The organism is Variovorax sp. GW821-FHT09D05 (genome assembly GCF_059416325.1).
In genome coordinates, this window is record NZ_JBWKOZ010000013.1 from 163,353 (window position 1) to 185,527 (window position 22,175).

Here is a 22,175-nt window from a genome sequence, read left to right on the forward strand (position 1 = left end):
CGCTGCAGTTTCACAGCGGCGAAGCGGCGGCGGCATGCACACCCGCAGCCCCCATCGACAACGACACGGTGAGTTGCACCGGCGTGCCGATCACGCCGGCGCGACCGCGAGCGGGCGCACCACGGTGCAGATCATCAACCTCGGCGGACTGGGCGCGCTGACGACCGGCAACGGCATCGAGGTGATCAGCGCCCTGAACGGCGCGACCTCCACCGCACAGACCACCAGGGACGCCTTCTCGCTGGCCGGCGGCCACGTGGACGCTGGCGCCTACGAGTACCGGCTGTACCCGGCGGATGCCAGCGGCAGCGGCGAGAACTGGTACCTGCGCTCCACCACCGGCGGCCTTCCTGGAACACCGGGCGGGCCGGGCGGGATCGGCGGGTTGCCTACCTACCGCATCGAAGTGCCGCTGTATGCCGCGCTGGCGCAACAACTGCGCCAAGGCAACCTCGAGATGCTGGGCAACCTGCACCTGCGCGGCGGCGACGACACGCGGCTCGCCACCGACGGCGCCAGCGCTCGCGGTCGCCGCGCCTGGGGCCGCCTGATCAGCACCGACATCGACGCGAGCCAGCACGGCACCGCGAACGCGCAGAGCAAGGGTCGCCTCCACGGCTTCCAGGCCGGTACCGACCTGTGGGCCGACACCCGCTGGAACGTGGGCGTCTACGTCGGCCAGCTCGAAGGCAACATCCGCGTGAACGGCTTCGCGCGCGGCATCCAGGGGCTGGACGTGGGTTCCAACGACCTGCGCAGCCGCTACCTCGGCGCCTACGCCACCTGGCACGGCGACGAGGGCTGGTACGCCGATGCCGTGCTGCAGGCCGGCCAGCACCGCTACAACGTGCAGCCGTTCGCGACCTTCGGCAGCTCGGGCAAGGGCAAGAGCCTGCTGGCCTCCATCGAGGTGGGCAAGGCCTTCGGCATCGGCAGCGGCTGGATCGTGGAACCGCAGTTGCAGCTCATTCACCAGCGCCTGCGCATGGACGACACGGGCATCTCCGGCGCCGCGGTGACACAGGACCCGCATGACGGCCTCATCGTGCGCGCAGGCGTGCGCATCAAGGGCGAGATCGCCACCGGCGCCGGAACGCTGCAGCCCTATGGGCGCATCAACGTGTTCCACGCCTCCGGCGGTGCCGACGTGACGCAGTTCCTGAACTTCGGCGGCGGCACGGCCATCCGCAGCGAAACGGGCTCGACCAGCACCGAAGTGGCCGGTGGCGTGACGCTCGCTCTCGGCGAGCGCGCCTCGCTCTACGGGGAGCTGGGCAAGCTGTGGGCCTCGGGCGGCGCGGCGCGCTTGAAGAGCTCGATCAACGCGTCGCTGGGTGTGCGGGTGCGCTGGTAGCAAGCGCGGCCAGCCTCGTCAGCAGGCCATCGACGCCAAGATCGATCAGGTCGAAGACTTCGACAAAAGCCTGTTGCCCGCCATACCAGGGGTCGGGCACATCGCCTTCGACGCCCTCGGCGAATTCGGTGAACAGGTGCACCTTGTGGGCCGTGCCTGCGGGGGCAAGCCTGCGCAGCGCGGCGCAATGCTGGGCAGTCATGCCGATGATCAGGTCGAAACGTTCGAAGTCGGCCCCGCGGACCTGCCGCGCGGAATGGGCGTGCATCTCGATGCCGCGGCGTTTGGCCTCGGCCGCGGAGCGTGGATCGGGCGGATTGCCGCGCTCTTCGTCGGAGACGGCTGCACTGTCGACTTCGACGTGGAAACCCACTGCGCGGGCCTTGTGCACCAACAGGACGTGGGCTGTGGGGGAGCGGCAGATGTTGCCGGTGCAAATAAACAGAATTGCCAGTTTCTTCATATGCGACAACGGCTGGATGATTTCGCGAGCTGATGGATGCGGCAGAGAGGCTACAATGCGACCTCGCTCAATGATCCTGAGCACTGCCTGGCCAGGCAAGCTGAATCTCACACCAGCGCGTCGAAGTCACTACGACGAGAAAAACAATAATGACTTCATGCAAAAGAATTTGCCGTAGCGTGGACCGCGTAAGAGTTCACGACCACATTCCCAAAGCCCGCTTCGAGCGGGCTTTTTCACGCCCGAGCGATCTGGTCTGATGGTCCTGCAGACCGTGAAAGGTGACAGCAGTCGGCATCGAGGCACTTCCCTGAGCGGTTTTATTCCTCCCTCGCCTCTACCAGCGCCGTCTGCTGTCGAAGCCAGTGTGCTCAGGCGAAGTGAATTCAGCATGAAGTCAGCGCGGGTGTTCTGTGAAGTGAGGGCGCGCAGTTTGCACGACCGTCTCAGGTGCCCGCACAAGCGGGACGTAACCGCAACAGTGAGGCGATAACTACCATGCTTGCATCGAGGGACATGGCCAAAAGGGTTGACGCTGTTCGTGCCGCAGTGCAACAATCCTGCATCTTCATTTCGGAGCCCCGTGCGTGGACAGTGCCAGTTGGATCAGTGACAAGACGCGTGCCTCGGCAGGCGTGACACACCCGGCTCTCTAGCGCAGGCTTCTCCCGCGCTGCGTGCCGGTGTGCACACAGCGTGGCCCTCTTGCCTCATCGGCAAGCGGTTCCCCTCCTCCCGATTCCCGTCGTTTCGTCGCTGACTTTTTCAGTCAGCTTGCGTGCGTCCGTGCACGAGGCCCTTCACTGCGAAGGAGCCTTGTCATGCGTCACTTTCATCTTCGTCGTCAGCCGCACGAACAGCAGCAGCGCGTTCGCCCGTCGGCGCACGCGCCTGTCCGTGACCCTGCGGCAGTTGACGCCGCGCCCGTCATCGATGCCTCGCTCGACCAGGCCGCGGCGCTCTGGACAACGCGCCGCATCCGCAGCTTCCTGGTGCTCCAGCCGGCCTGCGCGCCTCGCCGCTGAGCCGCGCTCCGAACCCTTCTTTCAACCTGCAAGCAACCCGGGAGCACACGATGGACCCAGCCTCTCATTTGCGCCGTAGCGCGCCCCCTTCGCTTCGATCGATTGCACCAACAACAACGCGGCCCGCCGCCGCGCTTCGCAAAGGGTTGCTCCTGGCTGATTGATGCCCGGAGGTTCTCCCTGGGCGGGCGGCGGCTGCCCCGAAGGAGAACCCCATGAAAAACGTCCTGAAGTCTTTCTTCGAAAGCTTCCTGCGCAGCCGCCACATGCTGCATCACTTCGAGCGCTGGCAGACGCTGCTGGGCTCGAAGCCCGTCGGCACCGGCTCCTCCGTCAGCATGCCGCCCGACATCGCGAAGGCACTGGGCGCCGCCTCGCGCACCGATGCCGGCGAGATGCTGCTCAAGCTCAACAGTTCGCCGCGCGGCCTCAGCGAAGGCCATGCGCAAGTGCTGCGCAAGCGCCTCGGCAGCAACGAGGTTCGCCACGAGCAGCCGCTGCCCTGGTGGCAGCACCTGTGGCAGTGCTACCGCAATCCGTTCAACCTGCTGCTGACGGTGCTGGCGCTGGTCTCCTATGTCACCGAGGACATGAAGGCCACGCTCGTGATCGGCAGCATGGTGGTGCTGTCGACGGTGCTGCGCTTCCTGCAGGAGTCGCGCTCCAACAAGGCGGCCGACCGGCTCAAGGCCATGGTGAGCAACACCTCCACCGTGCTGCGGCCCGCGCCGGGCTACAAGGCGGGTGCCGCTGGCGACGAGGGCTTCGACACCACGCACGCCGGTACGGTGCGCGTCGAAGTGCCGATGCGCGACCTGGTGCCGGGCGAGGTGATCGCGCTGTCGGCCGGCGACATGATCCCGGCCGATTGCCGACTGCTCACCGCCAAGGACCTGTTCATCAGCCAGTCCGCGCTGACGGGCGAGGCCATGCCGGTGGAAAAATTCGTCGTCGATCGCGGTGACCACGCGGCGGGCGTGCTCGAACGCGAGAACCTGCTCTTCATGGGCACCAACGTGATCAGCGGCACCGCTACCGCGCTCATCGTGCACACGGGCGATCGCACATTCTTCGGTGCGCTGGCGCAACGCGTGACAGCCGCCGATCGCGGCACCAGCGCGTTCCAGGCAGGCATCAACCGCGTGAGCTGGGTGCTGATCCGCTTCATGCTGGTGATGGCGCCGCTGGTGCTGGTGATCAATGGCGTTGCCAAGGGCGACTGGTGGGAGGCGGCGCTGTTCGCGCTGTCTATCGCGGTCGGCCTCACGCCCGAGATGCTGCCGATGATCGTGACGGCCACGCTGGCGAAAGGCGCGGTCGTGATGTCGCGCCAGAAGGTGATCGTGAAGCGGCTCGAGGCCATTCACAACTTCGGCGCCATGGACGTGCTGTGCACCGACAAGACCGGCACCCTGACGCAGGATCGCATCGTGCTCGAGCGCCACACCAACGCCTGGGGCGAAGGCTCGGACCACGTGTTGCAGCTGGCCTACCTCAACAGCTTTCACCAGACGGGTCTGAAGAACCTGCTCGACAAAGCCGTGCTGAGCCATGCCGAGCTGCAACTCGAAACGCGTCTGCAGACGGCCTATCGCAAGATCGACGAAGTGCCCTTCGATTTCTCGCGCCGGCGCATGTCGGTGGTAGTGGCCAATGGCGGCAGCGAGCACCTGCTGATCTGCAAGGGTGCGCTGGAAGAGATTCTGTCGGTATGCACCTCGGTCGAGCGTGGCGCTGAAGTGCTGGCGCTCGATGCGGAGGTGCTGGCGCGCATCCATCGCGTGGCGTCGGAGCTCAATGCCCAGGGCCTGCGTGTGGTGGCCGTGGCCAGCCGTTCGCTGAAGGCCGAGGCGCAGAAGGCGGCCTATGGCGTGGCCGACGAATCGGGGCTCACGCTCTTGGGCTACGTCGCCTTCCTCGATCCGCCGAAGGAATCGACCGCGCCCGCATTGCGCGCGCTGGCCGAGCACGGCGTGGCCGTGAAGGTGCTGACGGGCGACAACGAACTGGTCACGCGCAAGGTCTGCGCCGACGTGGGACTGGAAGTCGGCCGCATCGTGCTCGGCCGAGAGATCGAGGACATGGCCGATGCGGACCTGCGCCTGGTGGTCGAAGCGCACCAGGTGTTCGCCAAGCTCACGCCTGCCCACAAGGAGCGCATCGTGCACGCGCTGCATGCCAATGGCCATGTGGTGGGCTTCATGGGCGACGGCATCAACGACGCGCCCGCGCTGCGCGCCGCGGACATCGGCATCTCGGTGGACGGCGCGGTGGACGTGGCCAAGGAGTCGGCCGACATCATCCTGCTGGAGAAGAGCCTGATGGTGCTGGAGCAAGGCGTGATCCAGGGGCGCCGCACTTTTGCGAACATGCTCAAGTACATCAAGCTCACTGCCAGTTCGAACTTCGGCAATGTGTTCTCGGTGCTGGTGGCGAGCGCGTTCCTTCCGTTCCTGCCGATGCTGCCGCTGCACCTGCTGGTGCAGAACCTGCTGTACGACGTGTCGCAGATCGCGATTCCGTTCGACAACGTGGACGAAGAGTTCCTCAAGAGCCCGCAGCGCTGGAACCCGGCGGACCTGGGGCGCTTCATGGTGTTCTTCGGCCCGCTGAGCTCGGTGTTCGACATCCTCACGTTCGCAGTGATGTGGTTCGTCTTCGCGGCCAACACGGTGGGCCACCAGACGCTGTTCCAGTCGGGATGGTTCGTCGAGGGCCTGCTGTCGCAGACGCTGATCGTGCATCTGATCCGCACGCGCAAGATTCCTTTCCTGCAAAGCCGCGCGGCATGGCCGCTGCTGATCATGGGTGCGGCGATTGCGGCGGTGGGCATCTGGCTGCCGATGGGGCCGCTGGCGCACTACTTCAAGCTGCAGGCGCTGCCGTTGATGTACTTCCCCTGGCTTGTCGCCATGCTGGTCGGCTATGCAGTGCTGACGCAGGCGGTGAAGGGGTGGTATGCGCGGCGGTATGGGTGGCAGTGAGATGAATGCTCGCCGATCAACTAGTGCCCCGAGCAACTCGCCAACAAGGTTTCATCCTGGCGACGTCAAATATGCCCTGGCTCCCGATGCGGGGCCTACCGACAAGAAAGAACCTTTCGATGCAAGCCATCCAGAACATCAACCTGCTCTCGCTGCTCGACACTTTCATCAGCGTCGCGGCCGCGTTCGTCCTCGGCTCGCTGATCGGCCTCGAGCGGCAGATACGACAGCGCACCGCGGGCCTGCGCACCAACACGCTGGTGGCCGTGGGTGCGGCGGTGTTCGTCGATATGGCCAATCGGCTGCACGGCCAGGACGGGGCTGTGCACGTGGTGGCCTACGTGGTCTCGGGCATCGGGTTCCTGGGCGCGGGCGCGATCATGAAGGAAGGCGCCAACATCACGGGCCTGAACACGGCGGCCACGCTGTGGGGGTCGGCGGCGGTGGGCGCCTGCGCGGGTGCCGATCTGCTGGGCGAGGCGATGATCGCCGCGCTGTTCGTGCTGGCCAGCAACACGCTGCTGCGGCCGGTGGTCAATCGGATCAACCGTCGCCCGATCAGCGAAGAATCGAGCGAGGCGACCTATGCGGTGCGCGTGATCTGCTCGCGCGCGGCACGGCCCGAGGTAATGGACCAGTTGCTGCTGCTCCTGGAAGCCGCGAACTACCCGGTGCGCGACGTCGACCAGCACGCCTTCGGGCCGGCCGACACGGAAATCGAAGCGACGCTGTACGCCACCGCAGTCGAGCCGCTGGAGCTCGACCAGGTGATTGCCGAGCTCGAAGCGCTCGACGGCGTGCAGCAGGCGTTCTGGAACGCCTCCGCCGAAGACTAAGCGCCGATCAAACGCCGAGGATCGAAACGGCCTTGGTGTTCAGGTAGGCCTCGAGCGCTTCGGGGCCGCCTTCCGAACCGTAGCCCGAATCCTTCACACCGCCGAACGGCATTTCGGGCGACGGCGTGGCGGGCTGGTTGATCCACAGCATGCCCAGTTCAAGCTTCTGGCTCAGCAGGTGCGCGTTCTTGATCGACTTGGTGAAGGCATAGCCGGCCAGGCCGAAGGGCAGGCGGTTGGCTTCTGCAATCGCTTCTTCGAGCTTGTCGAAGCCGCGGATGGCGGCGATGGGGCCGAAGGGTTCGTTGTTGAACACGTCGGCGTCCAGCGGCACGTCGGTCAGCACGGTGGGGGCGAAAAAGTTGCCGGTGTCGCCCACGCGTTCGCCGCCAGCCGCCACGGTGGCGCCCTTCTTGCGCGCGTCTTCCAGCACATGGGCCATGGCCGTGAGGCGGCGGGCGTTGGCCAGCGGGCCGATGGTCGTGCCTTCGGCGAGGCCGTCGCCGAGCTTCAGGCCTTCGGTGTACTTGACCAGCGTACGGGCGAATTCTTCGCGCAGGCTGTTGTGCACCAGGAAGCGGGTCGGCGAGATGCAGACCTGGCCCGCATTACGGAACTTGGCCGCGCCCGCTGCCTTGACGGCCAGCGCCACGTCGGCGTCTTCGGCCACGATCACCGGAGCGTGACCGCCCAGTTCCATCGTCACGCGCTTCATGTGCGAACCGGCCAGCGCGGCGAGTTGCTTGCCGACCGGGGTCGAGCCGGTGAAGGTGACCTTGCGGATGATCGGGTGGGCGATCAGGTAGTTCGAGATTTCAGCGGGGTTGCCGAACACCAGGCCCACGGTGCCGGGCGGAATGCCTGCATCGACAAAAGCCTGCAGCAGCGCAGCGGGCGATGCCGGGGTTTCTTCAGGGGCCTTCACCAGGAACGAGCAGCCGGTGGCCAGCGCAGCGCCGAGCTTGCGCACGATCTGGTTGATCGGGAAGTTCCACGGCGTGAACGCGGCGACGGGGCCCAGCGGCTCCTTCAGCACGAGCTGCTGTGCGGCCAGGTTGCGCGAGGGCACGATGCGGCCGTAGACGCGGCGGCCTTCGTCGGCGAACCATTCGATGATGTCAGCGGCAGCCAGCGTTTCGCCCTTGGCTTCGGCCAGCGGCTTGCCCTGCTCTTGCGTCAGAAGCTTGGCGATTTCGGGGGCGCGTTCGCGGATGAGGCCGGCGGCGCGGCGCATGACGGCGGCGCGCTCGTTGGCAGGGGTATTGCGCCAGGTCTCGAAACCGCGTTGTGCGGCGGCCAGGGCGCGGTCGAGGTCGGCGATGCTGGCGTGAGCCACCTTGCCGATGGCCTTGCCGGTGGCGGGGTTCACGACGTCCAGCGTCTTGCCGCCGGTGGCGTCGACCCATTCGTTGTCGATCAGCAGGCGGGTGTCGGTGTAGGTGGCGGTCATGGCGAACTTTCCTTCGGGGACTGGATGATGAAAAGAAGAATGGGGAATTCTGGAGGTGCTGTGCGGCTCTGCACCCGAAAGGATGCGCCGGCTTCAACGGCAGCCACAGGCCGCCGGGGGCATAGATTAACCCGAGTTCACAAACCTCGCCCGCCGGCGGTCACGGGCGAGGAACGGGGTCGTCATGCGCGCCGAACATAATCCCCGTCACACAAACACACAGAGGACGAGGGAAATCCATGCACGCAGCGCTGCGCAACAACCTGTTTTTCATCAAGGAACACGTCGGCATCTTCAAGGCCGCCAACAACTACGACATCTTCGACCCGAATTCGCAACAGAAAATTCTGGAGTGCCGTGAGCCGAACCTCGGCTTCTTCAGCAAGCTGCTGCGCTTCACCGACTACAAGCGCTTCACGCCATTCGACGTGGTGGTGTCGACGCCCGAAGGGCAGAAGGTGCTGTCGGTCAAGCGCGGCGTGTCCATCTTCCTGTCGAAGGTGCAGGTGCTCGACGGCAACGACCAGGTCGTCGGTTCGTTCAAGCAGAAGCTCTTTTCCATCGGCGGCAAGTTCGACGTGCTCGACGCTCAGGAGCAGATTGCCTGCACGCTCAAGGGCAAGTGGACCAGCTGGGATTTCCGCTTCGTACAGGGCAGCACCGAGTTCGCCGCCGTGTCCAAGAAATGGGCGGGGCTGGGCAAGGAACTCTTCACCACCGCCGACAACTACATGCTGTCGATCGACCCGGGCGTGCCGGCCAACGATGCCCGCCGCCTGCTGATCGTGGCGGCGGTGATGTGCATCGACATGGTGCTGAAGGAGTAAAGCTCCTTACAGCACCAGCAGCGCGCGGAAGTCGTTGACGTTGGTGTGGGTCGGGCCGGTCACGAACAGATCGCCGATGGCGTCGAAGTAGCCATAGGCGTCATTGCGGTCGAGGTGGTCCGACAGCTTCTTCCCGGCAGCGGTGGCGCGCGCCAGCGTGTCGGGCGTGACGAAGGCGCCCGCGTTGTCTTCCACACCGTCGATGCCGTCGGTGTCGGCGGCGAGCGCCCACACCCGCGGCTGGCCCATGAGCGCACCGGCCAGCCCCATGCAGAACTCGCCGGCCCGCCCGCCGCGGCCTTTGGCCTGGCCCGGCTGGCGTGGGCGGATCGTCACCGTGGTCTCGCCGCCCGAAAGAATCACGCAGGGCCGCGCGAACGGCTCGCCGCGGTGCGCCACCGCTCGCGCCAGCGCAGCGTGCACCTTGCCGACTTCGCGCGATTCGCCTTCCATTTCGTCGCTGAGGATGTGCGCCTCGATGCCAGCCTCGCGCGCAGCCCTGGCCGCGGCTTCGAGCGACTGCTGCGGCGTGGCGATCATGTGCGTCTCGTGGCCCTTGAACACGGCGTCGTGCGGCTTGGGCGTTTCGAGTTCACCGCTTTCGAGTTGCGCGCGCACCGGCGCCGGCACTTCGATGCCATAGCGGTCGAGGATGGCGAGCGCATCGGCGCAGGTGGTGGCGTCGGGCACCGTCGGGCCGCTGGCGATGACGGCTGCGTCGTCGCCTGGCACGTCGCTGATCGTCAGCGTCACCACGCGGGCCGGCGCGCATGCCGCCGCCAGCCGGCCACCCTTGATGCGCGACAGGTGCTTGCGCACGCAGTTCATCTCGCCGATGCCTGCGCCGCTTTCGAGCAGTTGCTTGTTGATGCGCTGCTTGTCGGCCAACGTCAGGCCTTCAGCCGGCAACACCAGCAGCGACGAACCGCCACCCGAGATCAGGCACAGCACAAGGTCGTCGGCCGTGAGGCCCTGCGTCAGCGCGAGGATGCGCTCGGCGGCCTGCTGGCCTGCTGCGTCGGGCACGGGGTGTGCGGCCTCGACGATCTCGATGCGCTGCGGCACGCCTTCGGGCCGCGGCGGAATGTGGTCGTAACGCGTGACGACAAGCCCCGACAGCGGCGCATCGGCCGGCCACAGGGCCTCGAGCGCCTGCACCATCGAGCCGCCGGCCTTGCCTGCGCCCAGCACCAGCGTACGGCCCTTGGGCGGCGGCGGCAGATGGGCGCCCAGCGTGGACAGCGGCAGCGCGCGGTCCACCGCCACACGGTAGAGATGTTCGAGGAAGGCGCGCGGGGCTTCGCGCGGATCGGGAGCGGGGCCGAAGGCGGGGTTCGATGCGGTCATTGCTGCTTTGTCTCCAATCCGGCGATTGTGCTGCGGACCGTGACCCGCCCTCTTGCCGCCGGTCAACTTCTGTCTGTCTAGTTGGTCTTTGCGCCAGCCTGGAACCATCGGCTGATGAGGGCCCGCTCTTCGTCGGTGATGCCCGTCGCGTTGTTCATCGGCATGATCTTCGTGACCACCACCTGCTGGTAGATCGCCTGCGAATGCGCGGCCACTTGCTCCGGCGAATCGACGCGCACGTTCTTCATCTGAACGGCCGCGCCGTGGCACATGAAGCAGCGCTGTTCGAGCACCTTCTGCACGTCCTTGAACGGCACGGCAGGCGCAGCGGCAGCCACCGCCGGCGCCGCCACGGGTTCAGGCTTCATCCAGACGATGGTCAGGCCCAGCACCACGATGCCGACCAGCGCATAGGGCAGCGGGTTGCCCGCATTGCCCAGCTTGAAGCGGTGCCGCACCACGAAGAACTGACGAATGGCCGCGCCGCCGAGCATGATCAGCAGCAACACGATCCAGTTGTACTTGTGCGTGTACGTAAAGCTGTAGTGGTTGCTCAGCATCGCGAACAGCACCGGCAGCGTGAAGTAGGTGTTGTGCACGCTGCGCTGCTTGCCGCGCTGGCCATGCACCGGGTCCACCGGCTTGCCTTCGCGCAGCGCCGCCACGTTCTTGCGCTGGCCGGGAATGATCCAGAAGAACACGTTGCCGCTCATGGTCGTGGCCATCATGGCGCCCACCAGCAAGAAGGCCGCGCGGCCCGCGAACCACTGGCAGGCCAGCCAGGTCGCGAAGGCGATGAAGATGGCGATCAGCACGCCGACGATGGTGTCGCCGTGCTTGCGCCGGCCGAAGATCTGGCAGATGCCGTCGTACACCATCCAGAACACCACGAAGAAGGCCAGCGCCACGGCAATGGCGGCGCCGGGCTGCCAGTCCATCTTCGACTTGTCGATGAGGTACGTGCTCGCGTTCCACAGGTACGACATGGTGAAGAGCGTGAAACCCGTGATCCAGGTCGAATAGCTCTCCCAGTAAGACCAGTGCAGGTGGTCCGGCAGCTTCTTGGGCGCCAGCGCGTACTTCTGCATGTTGTAGAAGCCGCCGCCGTGCACGGCCCATTGCTCGCCGCCCACGCCCTTGTCGAGCGATTCCTGGTCCTGCGGCTTCTCGAGGCTGTTGTCCAGCATCACGAAGTAGAAGGAAGCGCCGATCCAGGCGATGGCGGTGATGACGTGGACCCAGCGCAGCAGCAGGTTGGCCCAGTCGAGGTAATAACTTTCCATATGCTTCTCTCTCAACCCGATTGGCGCGTGGGGGCACCAAGGAGGGGTTTCAGCCTGCTCACCACCGCGGGCGCTGTAAGCAGAGAAAGTGCCGCGAACGCAGGCTCCATGAAAAAATGGGCCTCGCTCCGCTGCGGCTTGTTGTGGACCGAAAGTGTATACAGTTTTGGCAAGGGACGGGGTTGTTTTTTAGGGCGTGGCCGCCGGGAAAACCCTGTTCAGCCCAGCGATTGCAACAACTGTGCCGCCACCGCCACGGCGATCACCTCGGGCTCCTTGCCCGTGATGCCGGGCACGCCGATCGGGCAGGTGATGCGGGCCAGTTCGTCGGCCGTGAAGCCCCGCGCCTCGAGCCGATGGCTGAAAGTGGCCCACTTGGTCTTGCTGCCGATCAGGCCGACGTAGGGCAGGTCGTTGCGCTCGCGCAGGCGCTTCAGGCAGGCGATGACGATGTCCAGGTCTTCGGCATGGCTGAAGCTCATGATGAGCACGCGGCTGCCCGGCACCAGCGCGGCCACGGCGTCCTGCACGGGTTCTGAATGTTCGGTGTCGATCTGCGCGGGCAATTCGTCGGGAAACACGCCGTCGCGGCTGTCGACCCAGCGCACCGCAAACGGCAGCGCAGCCAGCAGCCGTGCCAGTGCGGCGCCCACGTGGCCGCCGCCGAACAGCGCCACGGGCTTGAGTTGCGCGACCAGTTCGCGCTGCAGCCTTGGCGCATCAGCGGCCGTGATGCGCTCGTACGACAGGAACATCACGCCGCCGCAGCACTGTCCCAGGCTCGGGCCCAGCGGGTAGCGCTGGATGCCATCGAAGGGCTTGCGCGAGCCAGCCAGCATTTCGCGTGCTTCCTTCGTGGCCTGGAATTCGAGCTGCCCGCCGCCGATGGTGGCCGTGAGCGCATCGGCCCACACCGCCATCCAGGTGCCGGCCTCGCGCGGCGCCGAGCCCTGCGTCGATTCGACGCGCACCAGCACCGCGTCTTCGTGGCGAAGACGTGCCAGCAGTTGATCGACCGCACCGCTCATCGTTGTCGATACCTTCGGTTGCCTGGCCCGTGAAGACTCACGGTATAAACCCGGCGATGAATCGCCAGCTTACGCCCCGCCGCCTTGCACTTGCTGCTTCCGTTCTTTCCGCCCTCTGGCTGGCCGGCTGCGGCAGCCCTGGTGCCGTGCCCGGCCAGTTGAGCAGCGCCTCCCCTTCCAGCGCATCCGGCCGGGTGCCTCGTGCATCGAACGCCGCCACGGCGCGCGACTACCGCCGCGATGCGGCGCGCCACATCTACGAGATCAACCGCTCGCGCATCTACGGCGGGCAATTGCCGCCGATGCTCTATGCGGTCGGTACGCTGCAGGTGAACCTGGATGCGGGTGGCAAGGTGGTGTCGATGCACTGGTTGCGCGCGCCCCAGCATGCGCCCGAAGTGATCGCCGAGATCGAGCGTGCCGTGCTGCAGGCCGCGCCCTTCCCCGCCGCCACGCGCCTCGGAGCGGTCACGTGGACCGACACCTGGCTGTGGGACAAGAGCGGGCGCTTCCAGCTCGACACCCTGACAGAAGGCCAGCAACAAGGCGACTGACCTCAGGAGCCCCGGTACGTGGAGTAGCTCCACGGACTGACGAGCAGGGGCACGTGATAGTGCTGGTCGGTGTGCGCCACGCCGAAATCCAGCGACACCTTGTTCAGGAAATTGGGCTCCGGCAGCTTGACGCCGCGAGCCTTGAAGTAACCCGCCACGTCGAACACCAGCCGGTAGGTGCCGGCCTTCAGCGAGTTGTTGTCGTACAGCGGGCCGTCGCTGCGGCCGTCCGAATTCAGCGTGAAGCGCTTCACCAGCGTCGCGGCGTCGCCGTCGGTGGTGAACAGCGCGACCTCCATGCCGGCTGCGGGACCGCCATGCATCGTGTCCAGTACGTGAGTGCTCAGGCCCATGGGGCGCTCCTTGAAATGGGTGCGGGAAATTCCGGTGGACAAAAGTGTATACAGTTACCGGCTTTGGGTCTATCATGAAAAACATGGAGTCCTCCACCACCCGTTCGATCGTCGATGCCCTCACGAAGGCCATCGTCGAGCACCGGCTTCAGCCCGGCACCAAGCTGGCCGAGCAGAAGCTGGCCGATCATTTCGGCGTCTCGCGCACGCTGGTGCGCCAGGCGCTGTTCCAGCTGTCGCAGAACAAGCTCATACGCCTCGAGCCCGCACGCGGCGCCTTCGTGGCCGCACCGGCCGTCGACGAGGCCAAGCAGGTGTTCGCCGTGCGCCGCATGCTCGAAGCCGAGATGACGCGCGAGTTCGTGCGCACCGTCACGCCCGCCAAGATCAAGGCGCTGAAGGAGCACGTTGCGCTCGAAAAATCAGCCGTGTCGGGCGAAGACATCTCGGGCCGCACCGAGCTGCTCGGCGACTTCCACGTGCGCATGGCCGAGCTCATGGGCAACCAGGTGCTGGCGCAGATCCTGGGCGAACTCATCTCGCGCTGCGCCCTCATCACGCTGATGTACCAGAGCGCCAGCGCGGCCGAGCACTCCAACGACGAGCACGCCGACATCGTGAAGGCGCTGGCCGCGCGCGACGAAGAGCGCGCCGTGCGCCTCATGACCGAACACCTGGAGCACGTCGAGGCCAATCTCACGTTCGACCGCAAGGTGCCCACCAACGACATCTCCCTCGCGCTGTCCTGATCCAAACCATGACCGTCTACGACACTACCCTGCCCTACCCGCGCGACCTCGTCGGCTACGGCCGCAACCCGCCCCACGCCCAATGGCCGGGCGGTGCGCGCGTCGCGGTGCAGTTCGTCCTCAACTACGAAGAAGGCGGCGAGAACGCCACGCTGCACGGCGACGCGGGCTCCGAGCAGTTCCTCTCCGAGATGTTCAACCCGGCGAGCTTTCCCGACCGGCACATCAGCATGGAAGGCATCTACGAGTACGGCTCGCGTGCCGGCGTGTGGCGCATCCTGCGCGAGTTCGAAAAACGCGGCCTGCCGCTGACCGTCTTCGGCGTGGGCATGGCACTTGAGCGCTACCCCGAGCTGACCGCCGCCTTTAAAGAGCTGGGCCACGAGATCGCCTGCCACGGCTGGCGCTGGATCCACTACCAGAACCTCGACGAAGCCACCGAGCGCGAACACATGCGCCTGGGCATGGAAGCCATTGAAAAGCTCACCGGCGAACGCGCCCTGGGCTGGTACACCGGCCGCGACAGCCCGCGCACGCGCCGCCTCGTGGCCGACTACGGCGGCTTCGAATACGACAGCGACTACTACGGCGACGACCTGCCCTTCTGGATGAAGGTGCAAAAGACCGACGGCACCGTGGTGCCGCAGCTCATCGTGCCCTACACGCTCGACTGCAACGACATGCGCTTCGCGCTGCCGCAGGGCTATTCGCACGCCGACCCGTTCTTCCAGTACATGAAGGACACCTTCGACGCGCTGTATGCCGAAGGCGACCCGAACGGCGACAACAGCCCGAAGATGATGAGCATCGGCATGCACTGCCGCCTGCTCGGGCGGCCGGGCCGCATCACGGCGCTGCAGCGTTTTCTCGATCACATCGCACAACACGACCGCGTGTGGGTCTGCCGGCGCGTCGACATCGCGCGCCACTGGAAGCAGGCGCACCCCTTTGAAGCCGGAGCCGCATCATGAGCCTCACCATCGCCCAACTCAACGCCGCGGTGCCGGCCGCCGCCGTCGCGCTGCTCGACGGCATCTACGAGCACTCGCCCTGGATCGCTCAGCGCGCCCTGGCCGCTCGCCCGTTCCGCTCGCTCGCGCACCTCAAGCATGCGCTCGTGCAGGCGCTGGCCGCTTCGTCGGCCGACGAGCAGATCGGCCTGATCCGCGCCCACCCCGAACTCGCCGGCAAGGCCATGGTCAGCAAGACGCTGACGGCCGAATCGACCAACGAGCAGAGCAAGGCCGGCCTGACCGACTGCACGCCCGAGGAGTTCGCAAAGATCCAGCAGCTCAACGCCGACTACAACGCGAAGTTCGGCTTTCCGTTCATCCTCGCGGTGCGCGGCCCGCGCGGCACGGGGCTGGCCAAGCGCGAGATCATCGACACCTTCGCGCGCCGGCTCTACAACCACCCCGACTTCGAACTCGGCGAGGCGCTGCGCAACATCCATCGCATTGCGGAGATTCGCCTCGACGACAAGTTCGCCGCCGACGTCACGCTCGGCAACGATGTGTGGGACTGGCAGGAACAGCTCTCGGTGCACACCGATCCGGGCTATGCCGAGAAGGGCCAGCTCACCGTCACCTACCTGACCGATGCGCACCGCGCCTGCGCCGCGCAGATCAGCGCGCTGATGCGCGACGTGGGCTTCGACTCGGTGCACATCGACGCAGTCGGCAACGTGGTGGGCCGCTATGAAGGCGCGACGCCCGGCGCCAAGACCCTGCTCACCGGCTCGCACTACGACACCGTGCGTAACGGCGGCAAGTACGACGGCCGCCTGGGCATCTTCGTGCCGATGGCCTGCGTGCGCGAACTCAAGCGGCAGAACAAGCGCCTGCCCTTCGCCTTCGAGGTGGTGGGCTTCGCCGAAGAGGAAGGCCAGCGCTACAAGGCGACCTTCCTCGGCTCGGGCGCGCTCATCGGCCACTTCGACCAGCGCTGGCTCGACCAGAAGGATGCCGACGGCATCACCATGCGCGAGGCCATGCAGCATGCGGGCCTGAAGGAAGAAGACATCCCGAAGATCCAGCGCGACCCGGCGCGCTACCTCGGCTTCGTCGAAGTGCACATCGAGCAAGGCCCGGTGCTCACCGAGCTCGACCTGCCGCTGGGCATCGTCACCTCCATCAACGGCAGCGTGCGCTACGTGGGCGAAGTGATCGGCATGGCCAGCCACGCCGGCACCACGCCCATGGACCGCCGCCGCGACGCCGCGGCCGCCGTGGCCGAGCTGATTCTCTACACCGAGCAGCGCGCCGCCAAAGACGGCGACTCGGTCGGCACCGTCGGCATGCTCGAAGTGCCCAGCGGTTCCATCAACGTGGTGCCGGGCCGCTGCAAATTCAGCCTCGACCTGCGCGCGCCCAACAACGCGCAGCGCGACGCGCTGGCCACCGACGTGGTCAACGCACTGAAGGACATCTGCGAGCGCCGCGGCGTGCGCTACGAGCTCGAAGAAACCATGCGCGCCGCCGCCGCGCCCAGCGCACCCGCCTGGCAGCAGCGCTGGGAAAAGGCCGTCGACGCGCTGGGCATTCCGCTCTTTCGCATGCCCAGCGGCGCCGGCCACGACGCGATGAAGCTGCACGAGGTGATGCCGCAGGCCATGCTGTTCGTGCGCGGCATCAACTCGGGCATCAGCCACAACCCGCTCGAATCGAGCACCAACGACGACATCCAGCTCGCTGTACAGGCCTTCCAGCTGCTTCTGGAAAACCTCACCGCCGAACAAGCCCACTGATTCACAGAAGAACAACCATGACCGACTACGCCAAGCTCGACGCCTGGATCGACGCCCACTTCGACGAGGAAGTGCAATTCCTGCAGCAACTCGTGCAGGTGCCCACAGACACGCCACCGGGCAACAACGCGCCGCACGCCGAGCGCACCGCCGAGCTGCTGAAAGACTTCGGCCTCGACGCCGAAAAACACGCCGTGCCCGCACAGGAAGTGAAGGACTACGGCCTCGAATCGATCACCAACCTGATCGTGCGCCGCAAGTACGGCAACGAAGGCCGCACCGTGGCGCTGAACGCCCACGGCGACGTGGTGCCCCCCGGCGAAGGCTGGACGCACGACCCGTATGGCGGCGAGATCGCTGACGGCAGTCTCTACGGCCGTGCAGCAGCAGTCAGCAAGAGCGACTTCGCAAGCTTCACCTTCGCGCTGCGTGCGCTCGAAGCAGTGGCCAAGCCGACCAAGGGCAGCGTCGAGCTGCACTTCACCTACGACGAAGAGTTCGGCGGCATCCTCGGCCCGGGCTGGCTGCTCGACAAGGGCCTGACCAAGCCCGACCTGATGATCGCGGCCGGCTTCAGCTACGAAGTGGTCACCGCGCACAACGGCTGCCTGCAGATGGAAGTGACGGTGCACGGCAAGATGGCCCACGCCGCCGTGCCGGCCACCGGCATCGACGCGCTGCAAGGCGCCGTGAAGATCCTCAACGCGCTGTATGCGCAGAACACGCTCTACCAGCAGGTCACGTCGAAGGTCGAGGGCATCACGCACCCGTACCTCAACGTCGGCCGTATCGAGGGCGGCACCAACACCAACGTGGTCCCCGGCAAGGTCGTGTTCAAGCTCGACCGCCGCATGATTCCCGAAGAGAACCCGGTCGAGGTCGAAGCCGCCATCCGCAAGGTGATTGCCGATGCCGCCGCCGAGAGCGCGGGCATCACGGTCGAGATCAAGCGCCTGCTGCTCGCCAATTCGATGAAGCCGCTGGCCGGCAACAAGCCGCTGGTCGATGCGATCCAGAAGCACGGCGGCGAACTGTTCGGCGAGCCCATCAAGGCCATGGGCACGCCGCTGTACACCGACGTGCGCCTGTACGTCGAAGCCGGCATTCCCGGCGTGATCTACGGCGCCGGCCCGCGCACGGTGCTCGAATCGCACGCCAAGCGCAGCGACGAGCGCGTGGTGCTCGAAGACCTGCGCCGCGCCACCAAGGTGATCGCGCGCACGCTCAGCGACCTGCTGGCCTGATCCTGATCCGGCTCAGATGACCTTGACGGCCGCGGGCGCCGAGCGCGCCGCGGCCCACGCCATCACCTCGGGCAGCGGCGCGGGCCGCGCCAGGTGGTAGCCCTGCACCAGCCGGCAACCTATCGCGTGCAGGGCATCGAGCTCGTCCTGCGTTTCCACGCCTTCGGCAACCACCTGGATGTTCAGCGAGCGGCCGAGCTGGACGATGGCGTCCACCAGCACCACGTTGCCCGGCGAGGACGACAGGTCGAGAATGAAACTGCGGTCGATCTTCACCTGGCGCACGTACTCGCTGCGCAGCGACGCCAGCGACGAATAACCCACGCCGAAGTCGTCGACCACGATTGCCACGCCCGCGGCCGACAGCGCGCTCAGCCGGCTGCGCGTGGCATGGGTGTCGAGCGCCACCTCTTCCGTGATCTCGATCTGCAGCCGGCGCGGTGCCACGCCGCGCGCCTTCAGCATGCCGAGCACGATGTCGTCGACCGCCAGCTGCGCCATCTCGCGCGGCGAGACATTGATGGCAACCGGCACGGCGGCCAGGCTGGAGCCTACGGCCTCCAGCTGGCGCATGCCCAGGCAGACCTCGTCGACCAGATGCCGCAGCAGCGGCTCGGCCACGCCGGTGCTCGCTGCCGCGTAGATCACCTCTTCAGGGGCAATGTGGCCGTGGCGCGGATGGTTCCAGCGCATCAATGCCTCGAGGCTGTGAACTTCCCGGCCGTCGCTGTTCATGATCGGCTGGTACCACACACCGATGTCGCGCGCCTCTATGGCATGGAGCAGGTCGCGCTCCACGTCCCGGCGCGTGGCCAGCCGCTGGTTGAGCGCCTTGTCGAAGACCTGGTAGCGGTTGCGCCCGGTGCGCTTGGCCTCGTAGACGGCCTCGTCGGCAAAGCTGATCATGTCGGCAATCTCGGCCTCGCCCGAGACTGAGATGCCGATGCTCACGCCCAGGTGGCCGCCGTAGTGCGCAGTGGCGAAGGAGATCGAACGGATCAGCGCCTGCGCAATCGCCGTGGGCGCCTGCCGCTCGTCCTGCAGGCTGTAGAGCACCGCGAACTCGTCGCCGCCCCAGCGGCCGAGCACGGCCTGCATGTCGGCGGTCTCCCGCTGCAGCCAGCGGGCCACGTCCTGCAGCACGCGGTCGCCGACCTTGTGGCCGAAGGCATCGTTCACCGCCTTGAAGCCGTCGAGGTCCAGCAGCAGCAGGCCGTGCTGGCCGCCGCCGGGTGCGGCGATGTGCAGCGTCGCCGCCTCGGTGAAACCTTCGCGGTTGAGCAGGCCGGTGAGCGAATCGTGCGAGGCCCGGAAGGCCAGCTGCTGCGTGGCGTCCAGCGACAGCGCGTGCACCAGCCGCAGCTGTGCGGCCATGGCGGTGGCTTCGTTGCGCAGGCGGCTTCCTTCGCGGAAGGTCCTGTCGCTGTGCAGCGCACCGCGCACCAGTGCCGCGAGGTACAGCAGCACCATCGCCGCCAGGCTCAGGTTGTCGAAGCCGCCTGCATAGACAAGGCAACCGACCACCGACAGCAGCGCCGGCGTGATGAAGCTGATGGGCACGAGCGCATAGGCAATGCCATAGGTGACGGCCCCCGCGCAGATGCCGCACACCACCGTGAGATAGAACACCGCTTGCGGCGATGAGTAGCCGTCGCACAGAAACGGAATGAGGGCCCACACACAGCCCGACACCGCAGCCAGGACCGCAGCAATGCGCAGGTGCCATTCGACCGGGCGGCCGTCAGGCGAGGTCAGGACATCACTGCCGGGCTCGGCACCGGGCGAAGGCGCGAACGGCCAGCGGCAGATGTAGCTGCGCATCCCGTTCACCATGAGCGACAGCAGCAGCCAGCTCATTCCTTCGAACGCGCGGCCGGCATTGAGGGCGACCAGCGCCGCGGTGAAGCTCAGCACCACGCTGATCGGAATGGCCGAGAGAACGCTGCGGCGCACCGTCACGAGCTGGTCGGTGCGCACCATGCGCGACAGCACCCCATCGTCGATGGATGCGGTGGGCAGGGGGACGGGCGCGCTGGGGATCATGGAAGGGGCACAGTTTATAGAGGGCAAGCCCTCCGGCGGCCCGGTTGCTGGCGCGAAAACAACGAACTTTCGTTCTGCTTTCATCGAAGCGTCATCGCGCCATTCGAGACTCGGCGACTTCCTTCGACACGCGCACTTCAGGTGCGCGTCATTTTTTTCAGACCGCCATGTTCATTCTTCCGACCACCCTCTCGACGCCCCTCCCGTTCCGCCGCACGCTGTTCTCCACCCTCGCCATCGGCACGCTCATGCTGGCCGGCTGCGGCGGCGGAGACTCCAGCGGCCCGGCCTTCTTCCCCGTGGCGCCCAGCACCCCGGCGGCCGTCGCGCCCGCACCCGCTCCCGCGGCCGATCCAGGCCCGTCGGTGCCGCCAGGCCGCTGGACCGTGGGCGACCTGCACATCCACACGATCCAGTCGGACGACACGCAGCAGATTTCCACGCTCGACCAGGTGCTGGCCAAGGCCTTCGACCAGTTCGGGCTCGACTGGGCGGCGCTGTCCGATCACCTGCGCCTGTCCTCCTACGACAACAACGGCACCAAGCTGCCGGCGCAGATTCCGTTCTCGGAAGGCATGGCCAAGTACCAGGTGCCGCGCATCAAGGCGCTGCAGGCCGGCGGCAAATATGCCGACAAGACGATCTTCGCGTCCTTCGAATGGGACATGCCCTCGCACGACCACGGCAACGTCGGCATCCTGACCGACAACCCCATGTCGGATGCCGCGCTCAAGGCCGCGAGCCAGTTCGAATACCTCTTCACCAACCGGGCCGCCGCACTCTTCCCGGCCGGCGACGTCACCGCCTGGGGCCCGAAGGCCGGCGTCAACTACGACACGCACGCCGAGACACTCGCCGCTATCGCCTGGCTCAAGAAGAACTACCCCGACACCAGCTACCTGCAGATCAACCATCCTTCGCGCAACCCCGGCAAGTACACGATCGCCCAGCTGCGCGAGATGAACGACCTCGCACCGAACATCGTGTTCTCGCTCGAAGGCATGGTCGGCAACCAGATGGAGCCCGACCGCGGCGGCTACAACAGCGCCTACATTCCGGCCAACCTGCCCTCGCGCACCTACGGCGGCGTCGACTACCTCGTCGCCAAGCTCGGCGGCACCTGGGACGCGCTGCTGTCCGAAGGCCGCCACATCTGGAACGTGGCCGACTCCGACTACCACTTCACCACCTCGCAAGGCCAGTACAGCAGCGGCTACGCGCCGGGCGAATACGCCAGGAACCACCTGTGGGGCGACGTCAAGGATCCGAAGTCGCTGCTCTCGGCCCTGCGCTCAGGCAAGCTCTTCGCTGTGAACGGCGGCCTGATCGACGCGCTCGACTTCAAGGTGCAAAGCGCCAAAGGTGCTGGCGAGATGGGTTCGGACGTGACGGCCAAGGCCGGTGAAGACCTGAAGATCACCATCCGCTTCAAGAGCCCCGAGCGCAACAACTTCGAATACCAGCTCGGCAGCGGCAACTTCGCCAACGTGAAGCCGGTGGTCGACCACATCGACCTGATCGGCGGCGACGTGACCGGGCCCGAGCTGGCGGGCACGCCGGGCTATGCGCGCGACACCAACCCGTCGACGCGCGTGCTCAAGCGCTTCACCCGCAACGACTGGAAGCTCGATGCCGACGGCTACTTCTCTGTGAGCTACACGGTGAAGGCCGGCAACAACCAGTACTTCCGCCTGCGAGGCACCAACCTGGGCACCGACGTGCCCAACGAAACCGCCGCCGGTGAGCCGCTGCCCGATGCGCAGACCACCGGCACCGACAACGTGGCGCGCTTCAATGCGATCAACGTGCGCAACTACAGCGACCTGTGGTTCTACTCGAACCCGGTGTTCGTGAAGGTCGCGGCGCTGTAGCGAGCGAGCCGGAGCCCG

18 protein-coding genes are annotated in these 22,175 nt (G+C 66.4%); 11 read left to right on the forward strand and 7 right to left on the reverse strand.

Annotated elements, in window-relative coordinates; genetic code table 11:
• Positions 1–34 precede the first annotated feature (34 nt).
• Positions 35–1,354, forward strand: a complete 1,320-nt coding sequence (locus AC07O3_RS30290) for an autotransporter family protein (RefSeq protein ID WP_495341080.1) — start codon at positions 35–37, stop codon at positions 1,352–1,354.
• Here the strand turns inward: AC07O3_RS30290 and AC07O3_RS30295 are convergent.
• A complete protein-coding gene (locus AC07O3_RS30295) occupies positions 1,320–1,817 on the reverse strand; it encodes a low molecular weight protein-tyrosine-phosphatase (protein WP_495341081.1) in 498 nt (165 codons plus the stop codon). The two genes, AC07O3_RS30290 and AC07O3_RS30295, sit on opposite strands and share 35 nt — an antisense overlap.
• 821 nt (positions 1,818–2,638) lie before the next feature.
• On the opposite strand from AC07O3_RS30295, the gene AC07O3_RS30300 reads away from it, so the two are divergent.
• The 3 genes from AC07O3_RS30300 (at position 2,639) to AC07O3_RS30310 (ending at position 6,662) form a co-directional block, all read left to right on the forward strand.
• On the forward strand, positions 2,639–2,842 hold the full coding sequence (locus AC07O3_RS30300; RefSeq protein ID WP_495341082.1) for a hypothetical protein: 204 nt from the start codon (positions 2,639–2,641) through the stop codon (positions 2,840–2,842).
• Positions 2,843–3,057: 215 nt separating this feature from the next.
• Positions 3,058–5,826 (forward strand): magnesium-translocating P-type ATPase, encoded by a 2,769-nt coding sequence (mgtA, locus tag AC07O3_RS30305; protein ID WP_495341083.1) that lies wholly within the window; start codon positions 3,058–3,060, stop codon positions 5,824–5,826.
• Positions 5,827–5,945: 119 nt separating this feature from the next.
• Entirely contained in the window at positions 5,946–6,662 is a 717-nt protein-coding gene (locus AC07O3_RS30310) for an MgtC/SapB family protein (protein ID WP_093081370.1), read from the forward strand.
• 7 nt (positions 6,663–6,669) lie between these two features.
• Here the strand turns inward: AC07O3_RS30310 and AC07O3_RS30315 are convergent, their stop codons facing one another.
• Entirely contained in the window at positions 6,670–8,112 is a 1,443-nt protein-coding gene (locus AC07O3_RS30315) for an NAD-dependent succinate-semialdehyde dehydrogenase (protein WP_093058857.1), read from the reverse strand.
• A gap of 239 nt (positions 8,113–8,351) precedes the next feature.
• Here AC07O3_RS30315 and AC07O3_RS30320 point away from each other — a divergent pair, with 239 nt between their 5' ends.
• Complete coding sequence (locus tag AC07O3_RS30320; RefSeq protein WP_426389727.1) at positions 8,352–8,939, forward strand: LURP-one-related family protein; 588 nt, start codon at positions 8,352–8,354, stop codon at positions 8,937–8,939.
• A gap of 6 nt (positions 8,940–8,945) precedes the next feature.
• Here the strand turns inward: AC07O3_RS30320 and AC07O3_RS30325 are convergent, their stop codons facing one another.
• From AC07O3_RS30325 to xdhC, 3 genes are all read right to left on the reverse strand, one after another.
• Positions 8,946–10,286 (reverse strand): glycerate kinase type-2 family protein, encoded by a 1,341-nt coding sequence (locus tag AC07O3_RS30325; RefSeq protein ID WP_495341084.1) that lies wholly within the window; start codon positions 10,284–10,286, stop codon positions 8,946–8,948.
• 77 nt (positions 10,287–10,363) lie between these two features.
• Positions 10,364–11,569: a urate hydroxylase PuuD gene (locus AC07O3_RS30330; protein ID WP_093058860.1), complete on the reverse strand. Its 1,206-nt coding sequence runs from the start codon at positions 11,567–11,569 to the stop codon at positions 10,364–10,366.
• A gap of 218 nt (positions 11,570–11,787) precedes the next feature.
• Positions 11,788–12,597, reverse strand: a complete 810-nt coding sequence (gene xdhC, locus AC07O3_RS30335) for a xanthine dehydrogenase accessory protein XdhC (RefSeq protein ID WP_495341085.1) — start codon at positions 12,595–12,597, stop codon at positions 11,788–11,790.
• A 56-nt stretch (positions 12,598–12,653) separates the two neighbouring features.
• Between xdhC and AC07O3_RS30340 the strand changes: the two genes are divergently transcribed.
• Positions 12,654–13,151: a hypothetical protein gene (locus tag AC07O3_RS30340; protein ID WP_093081362.1), complete on the forward strand. Its 498-nt coding sequence runs from the start codon at positions 12,654–12,656 to the stop codon at positions 13,149–13,151.
• Between the two features lie 2 nt (positions 13,152–13,153).
• Here the strand turns inward: AC07O3_RS30340 and uraH are convergent, their stop codons facing one another.
• On the reverse strand, positions 13,154–13,504 hold the full coding sequence (gene uraH / locus AC07O3_RS30345) for a hydroxyisourate hydrolase (protein WP_056519771.1): 351 nt from the start codon (positions 13,502–13,504) through the stop codon (positions 13,154–13,156).
• Between the two features lie 74 nt (positions 13,505–13,578).
• Between uraH and AC07O3_RS30350 the strand changes: the two genes are divergently transcribed.
• The 4 genes from AC07O3_RS30350 to AC07O3_RS30365 are packed head-to-tail and all read left to right on the forward strand — an operon-like array spanning position 13,579 to position 18,243.
• On the forward strand, positions 13,579–14,253 hold the full coding sequence (locus AC07O3_RS30350; protein ID WP_093058863.1) for a GntR family transcriptional regulator: 675 nt from the start codon (positions 13,579–13,581) through the stop codon (positions 14,251–14,253).
• Between the two features lie 8 nt (positions 14,254–14,261).
• Positions 14,262–15,224: an allantoinase PuuE gene (gene puuE, locus AC07O3_RS30355; protein ID WP_097198491.1), complete on the forward strand. Its 963-nt coding sequence runs from the start codon at positions 14,262–14,264 to the stop codon at positions 15,222–15,224.
• Positions 15,221–16,999 carry a 2-oxo-4-hydroxy-4-carboxy-5-ureidoimidazoline decarboxylase gene (uraD, locus tag AC07O3_RS30360; protein ID WP_495341086.1) on the forward strand — a complete coding sequence of 593 codons (1,779 nt, stop codon included), beginning with the start codon at positions 15,221–15,223 and terminating at the stop codon, positions 16,997–16,999. The genes puuE and uraD overlap by 4 nt, the downstream gene beginning before the upstream one ends.
• Positions 17,000–17,016: 17 nt before the next feature.
• The gene (locus AC07O3_RS30365; protein ID WP_093058866.1) at positions 17,017–18,243 is read left to right on the forward strand and encodes a M20 family metallopeptidase; all 1,227 of its coding nucleotides are present in this window, start codon (positions 17,017–17,019) and stop codon (positions 18,241–18,243) included.
• Between the two features lie 12 nt (positions 18,244–18,255).
• On the opposite strand, the gene AC07O3_RS30370 is transcribed toward AC07O3_RS30365, so the two are convergent.
• The gene (locus AC07O3_RS30370) at positions 18,256–20,286 is read right to left on the reverse strand and encodes a putative bifunctional diguanylate cyclase/phosphodiesterase (RefSeq protein ID WP_495341087.1); all 2,031 of its coding nucleotides are present in this window, start codon (positions 20,284–20,286) and stop codon (positions 18,256–18,258) included.
• Between the two features lie 167 nt (positions 20,287–20,453).
• Between AC07O3_RS30370 and AC07O3_RS30375 the strand changes: the two genes are divergently transcribed.
• The gene (locus tag AC07O3_RS30375; protein WP_495341088.1) at positions 20,454–22,157 is read left to right on the forward strand and encodes a CehA/McbA family metallohydrolase domain-containing protein; all 1,704 of its coding nucleotides are present in this window, start codon (positions 20,454–20,456) and stop codon (positions 22,155–22,157) included.
• Positions 22,158–22,175: the final 18 nt, after the last annotated feature.

Bases quoted from the DNA above. Each gene is read 5' to 3' on its own strand.
- uraD (WP_495341086.1), top strand. From the start codon at position 15,221: ATGAGCCTCACCATCGCCCAACTCAACGCCGCGGTGCCGGCCGCCGCC.
- AC07O3_RS30315 (WP_093058857.1), bottom strand. From the start codon at position 8,112: ATGACCGCCACCTACACCGACACCCGCCTGCTGATCGACAACGAATGG.
- AC07O3_RS30325 (WP_495341084.1), bottom strand. From the start codon at position 10,286: ATGACCGCATCGAACCCCGCCTTCGGCCCCGCTCCCGATCCGCGCGAA.
- AC07O3_RS30370 (WP_495341087.1), bottom strand. From the start codon at position 20,286: ATGATCCCCAGCGCGCCCGTCCCCCTGCCCACCGCATCCATCGACGAT.
- mgtA (WP_495341083.1), top strand. From the start codon at position 3,058: ATGAAAAACGTCCTGAAGTCTTTCTTCGAAAGCTTCCTGCGCAGCCGC.
- AC07O3_RS30330 (WP_093058860.1), bottom strand. From the start codon at position 11,569: ATGGAAAGTTATTACCTCGACTGGGCCAACCTGCTGCTGCGCTGGGTC.
- AC07O3_RS30320 (WP_426389727.1), top strand. From the start codon at position 8,352: ATGCACGCAGCGCTGCGCAACAACCTGTTTTTCATCAAGGAACACGTC.
- xdhC (WP_495341085.1), bottom strand. From the start codon at position 12,597: ATGAGCGGTGCGGTCGATCAACTGCTGGCACGTCTTCGCCACGAAGAC.
- puuE (WP_097198491.1), top strand. From the start codon at position 14,262: ATGACCGTCTACGACACTACCCTGCCCTACCCGCGCGACCTCGTCGGC.
- AC07O3_RS30290 (WP_495341080.1), top strand. From the start codon at position 35: ATGCACACCCGCAGCCCCCATCGACAACGACACGGTGAGTTGCACCGG.
- AC07O3_RS30300 (WP_495341082.1), top strand. From the start codon at position 2,639: ATGCGTCACTTTCATCTTCGTCGTCAGCCGCACGAACAGCAGCAGCGC.
- AC07O3_RS30375 (WP_495341088.1), top strand. From the start codon at position 20,454: ATGTTCATTCTTCCGACCACCCTCTCGACGCCCCTCCCGTTCCGCCGC.
- AC07O3_RS30365 (WP_093058866.1), top strand. From the start codon at position 17,017: ATGACCGACTACGCCAAGCTCGACGCCTGGATCGACGCCCACTTCGAC.
- AC07O3_RS30295 (WP_495341081.1), bottom strand. From the start codon at position 1,817: ATGAAGAAACTGGCAATTCTGTTTATTTGCACCGGCAACATCTGCCGC.
- uraH (WP_056519771.1), bottom strand. From the start codon at position 13,504: ATGGGCCTGAGCACTCACGTACTGGACACGATGCATGGCGGTCCCGCA.
- AC07O3_RS30350 (WP_093058863.1), top strand. From the start codon at position 13,579: ATGAAAAACATGGAGTCCTCCACCACCCGTTCGATCGTCGATGCCCTC.
- AC07O3_RS30340 (WP_093081362.1), top strand. From the start codon at position 12,654: ATGAATCGCCAGCTTACGCCCCGCCGCCTTGCACTTGCTGCTTCCGTT.
- AC07O3_RS30310 (WP_093081370.1), top strand. From the start codon at position 5,946: ATGCAAGCCATCCAGAACATCAACCTGCTCTCGCTGCTCGACACTTTC.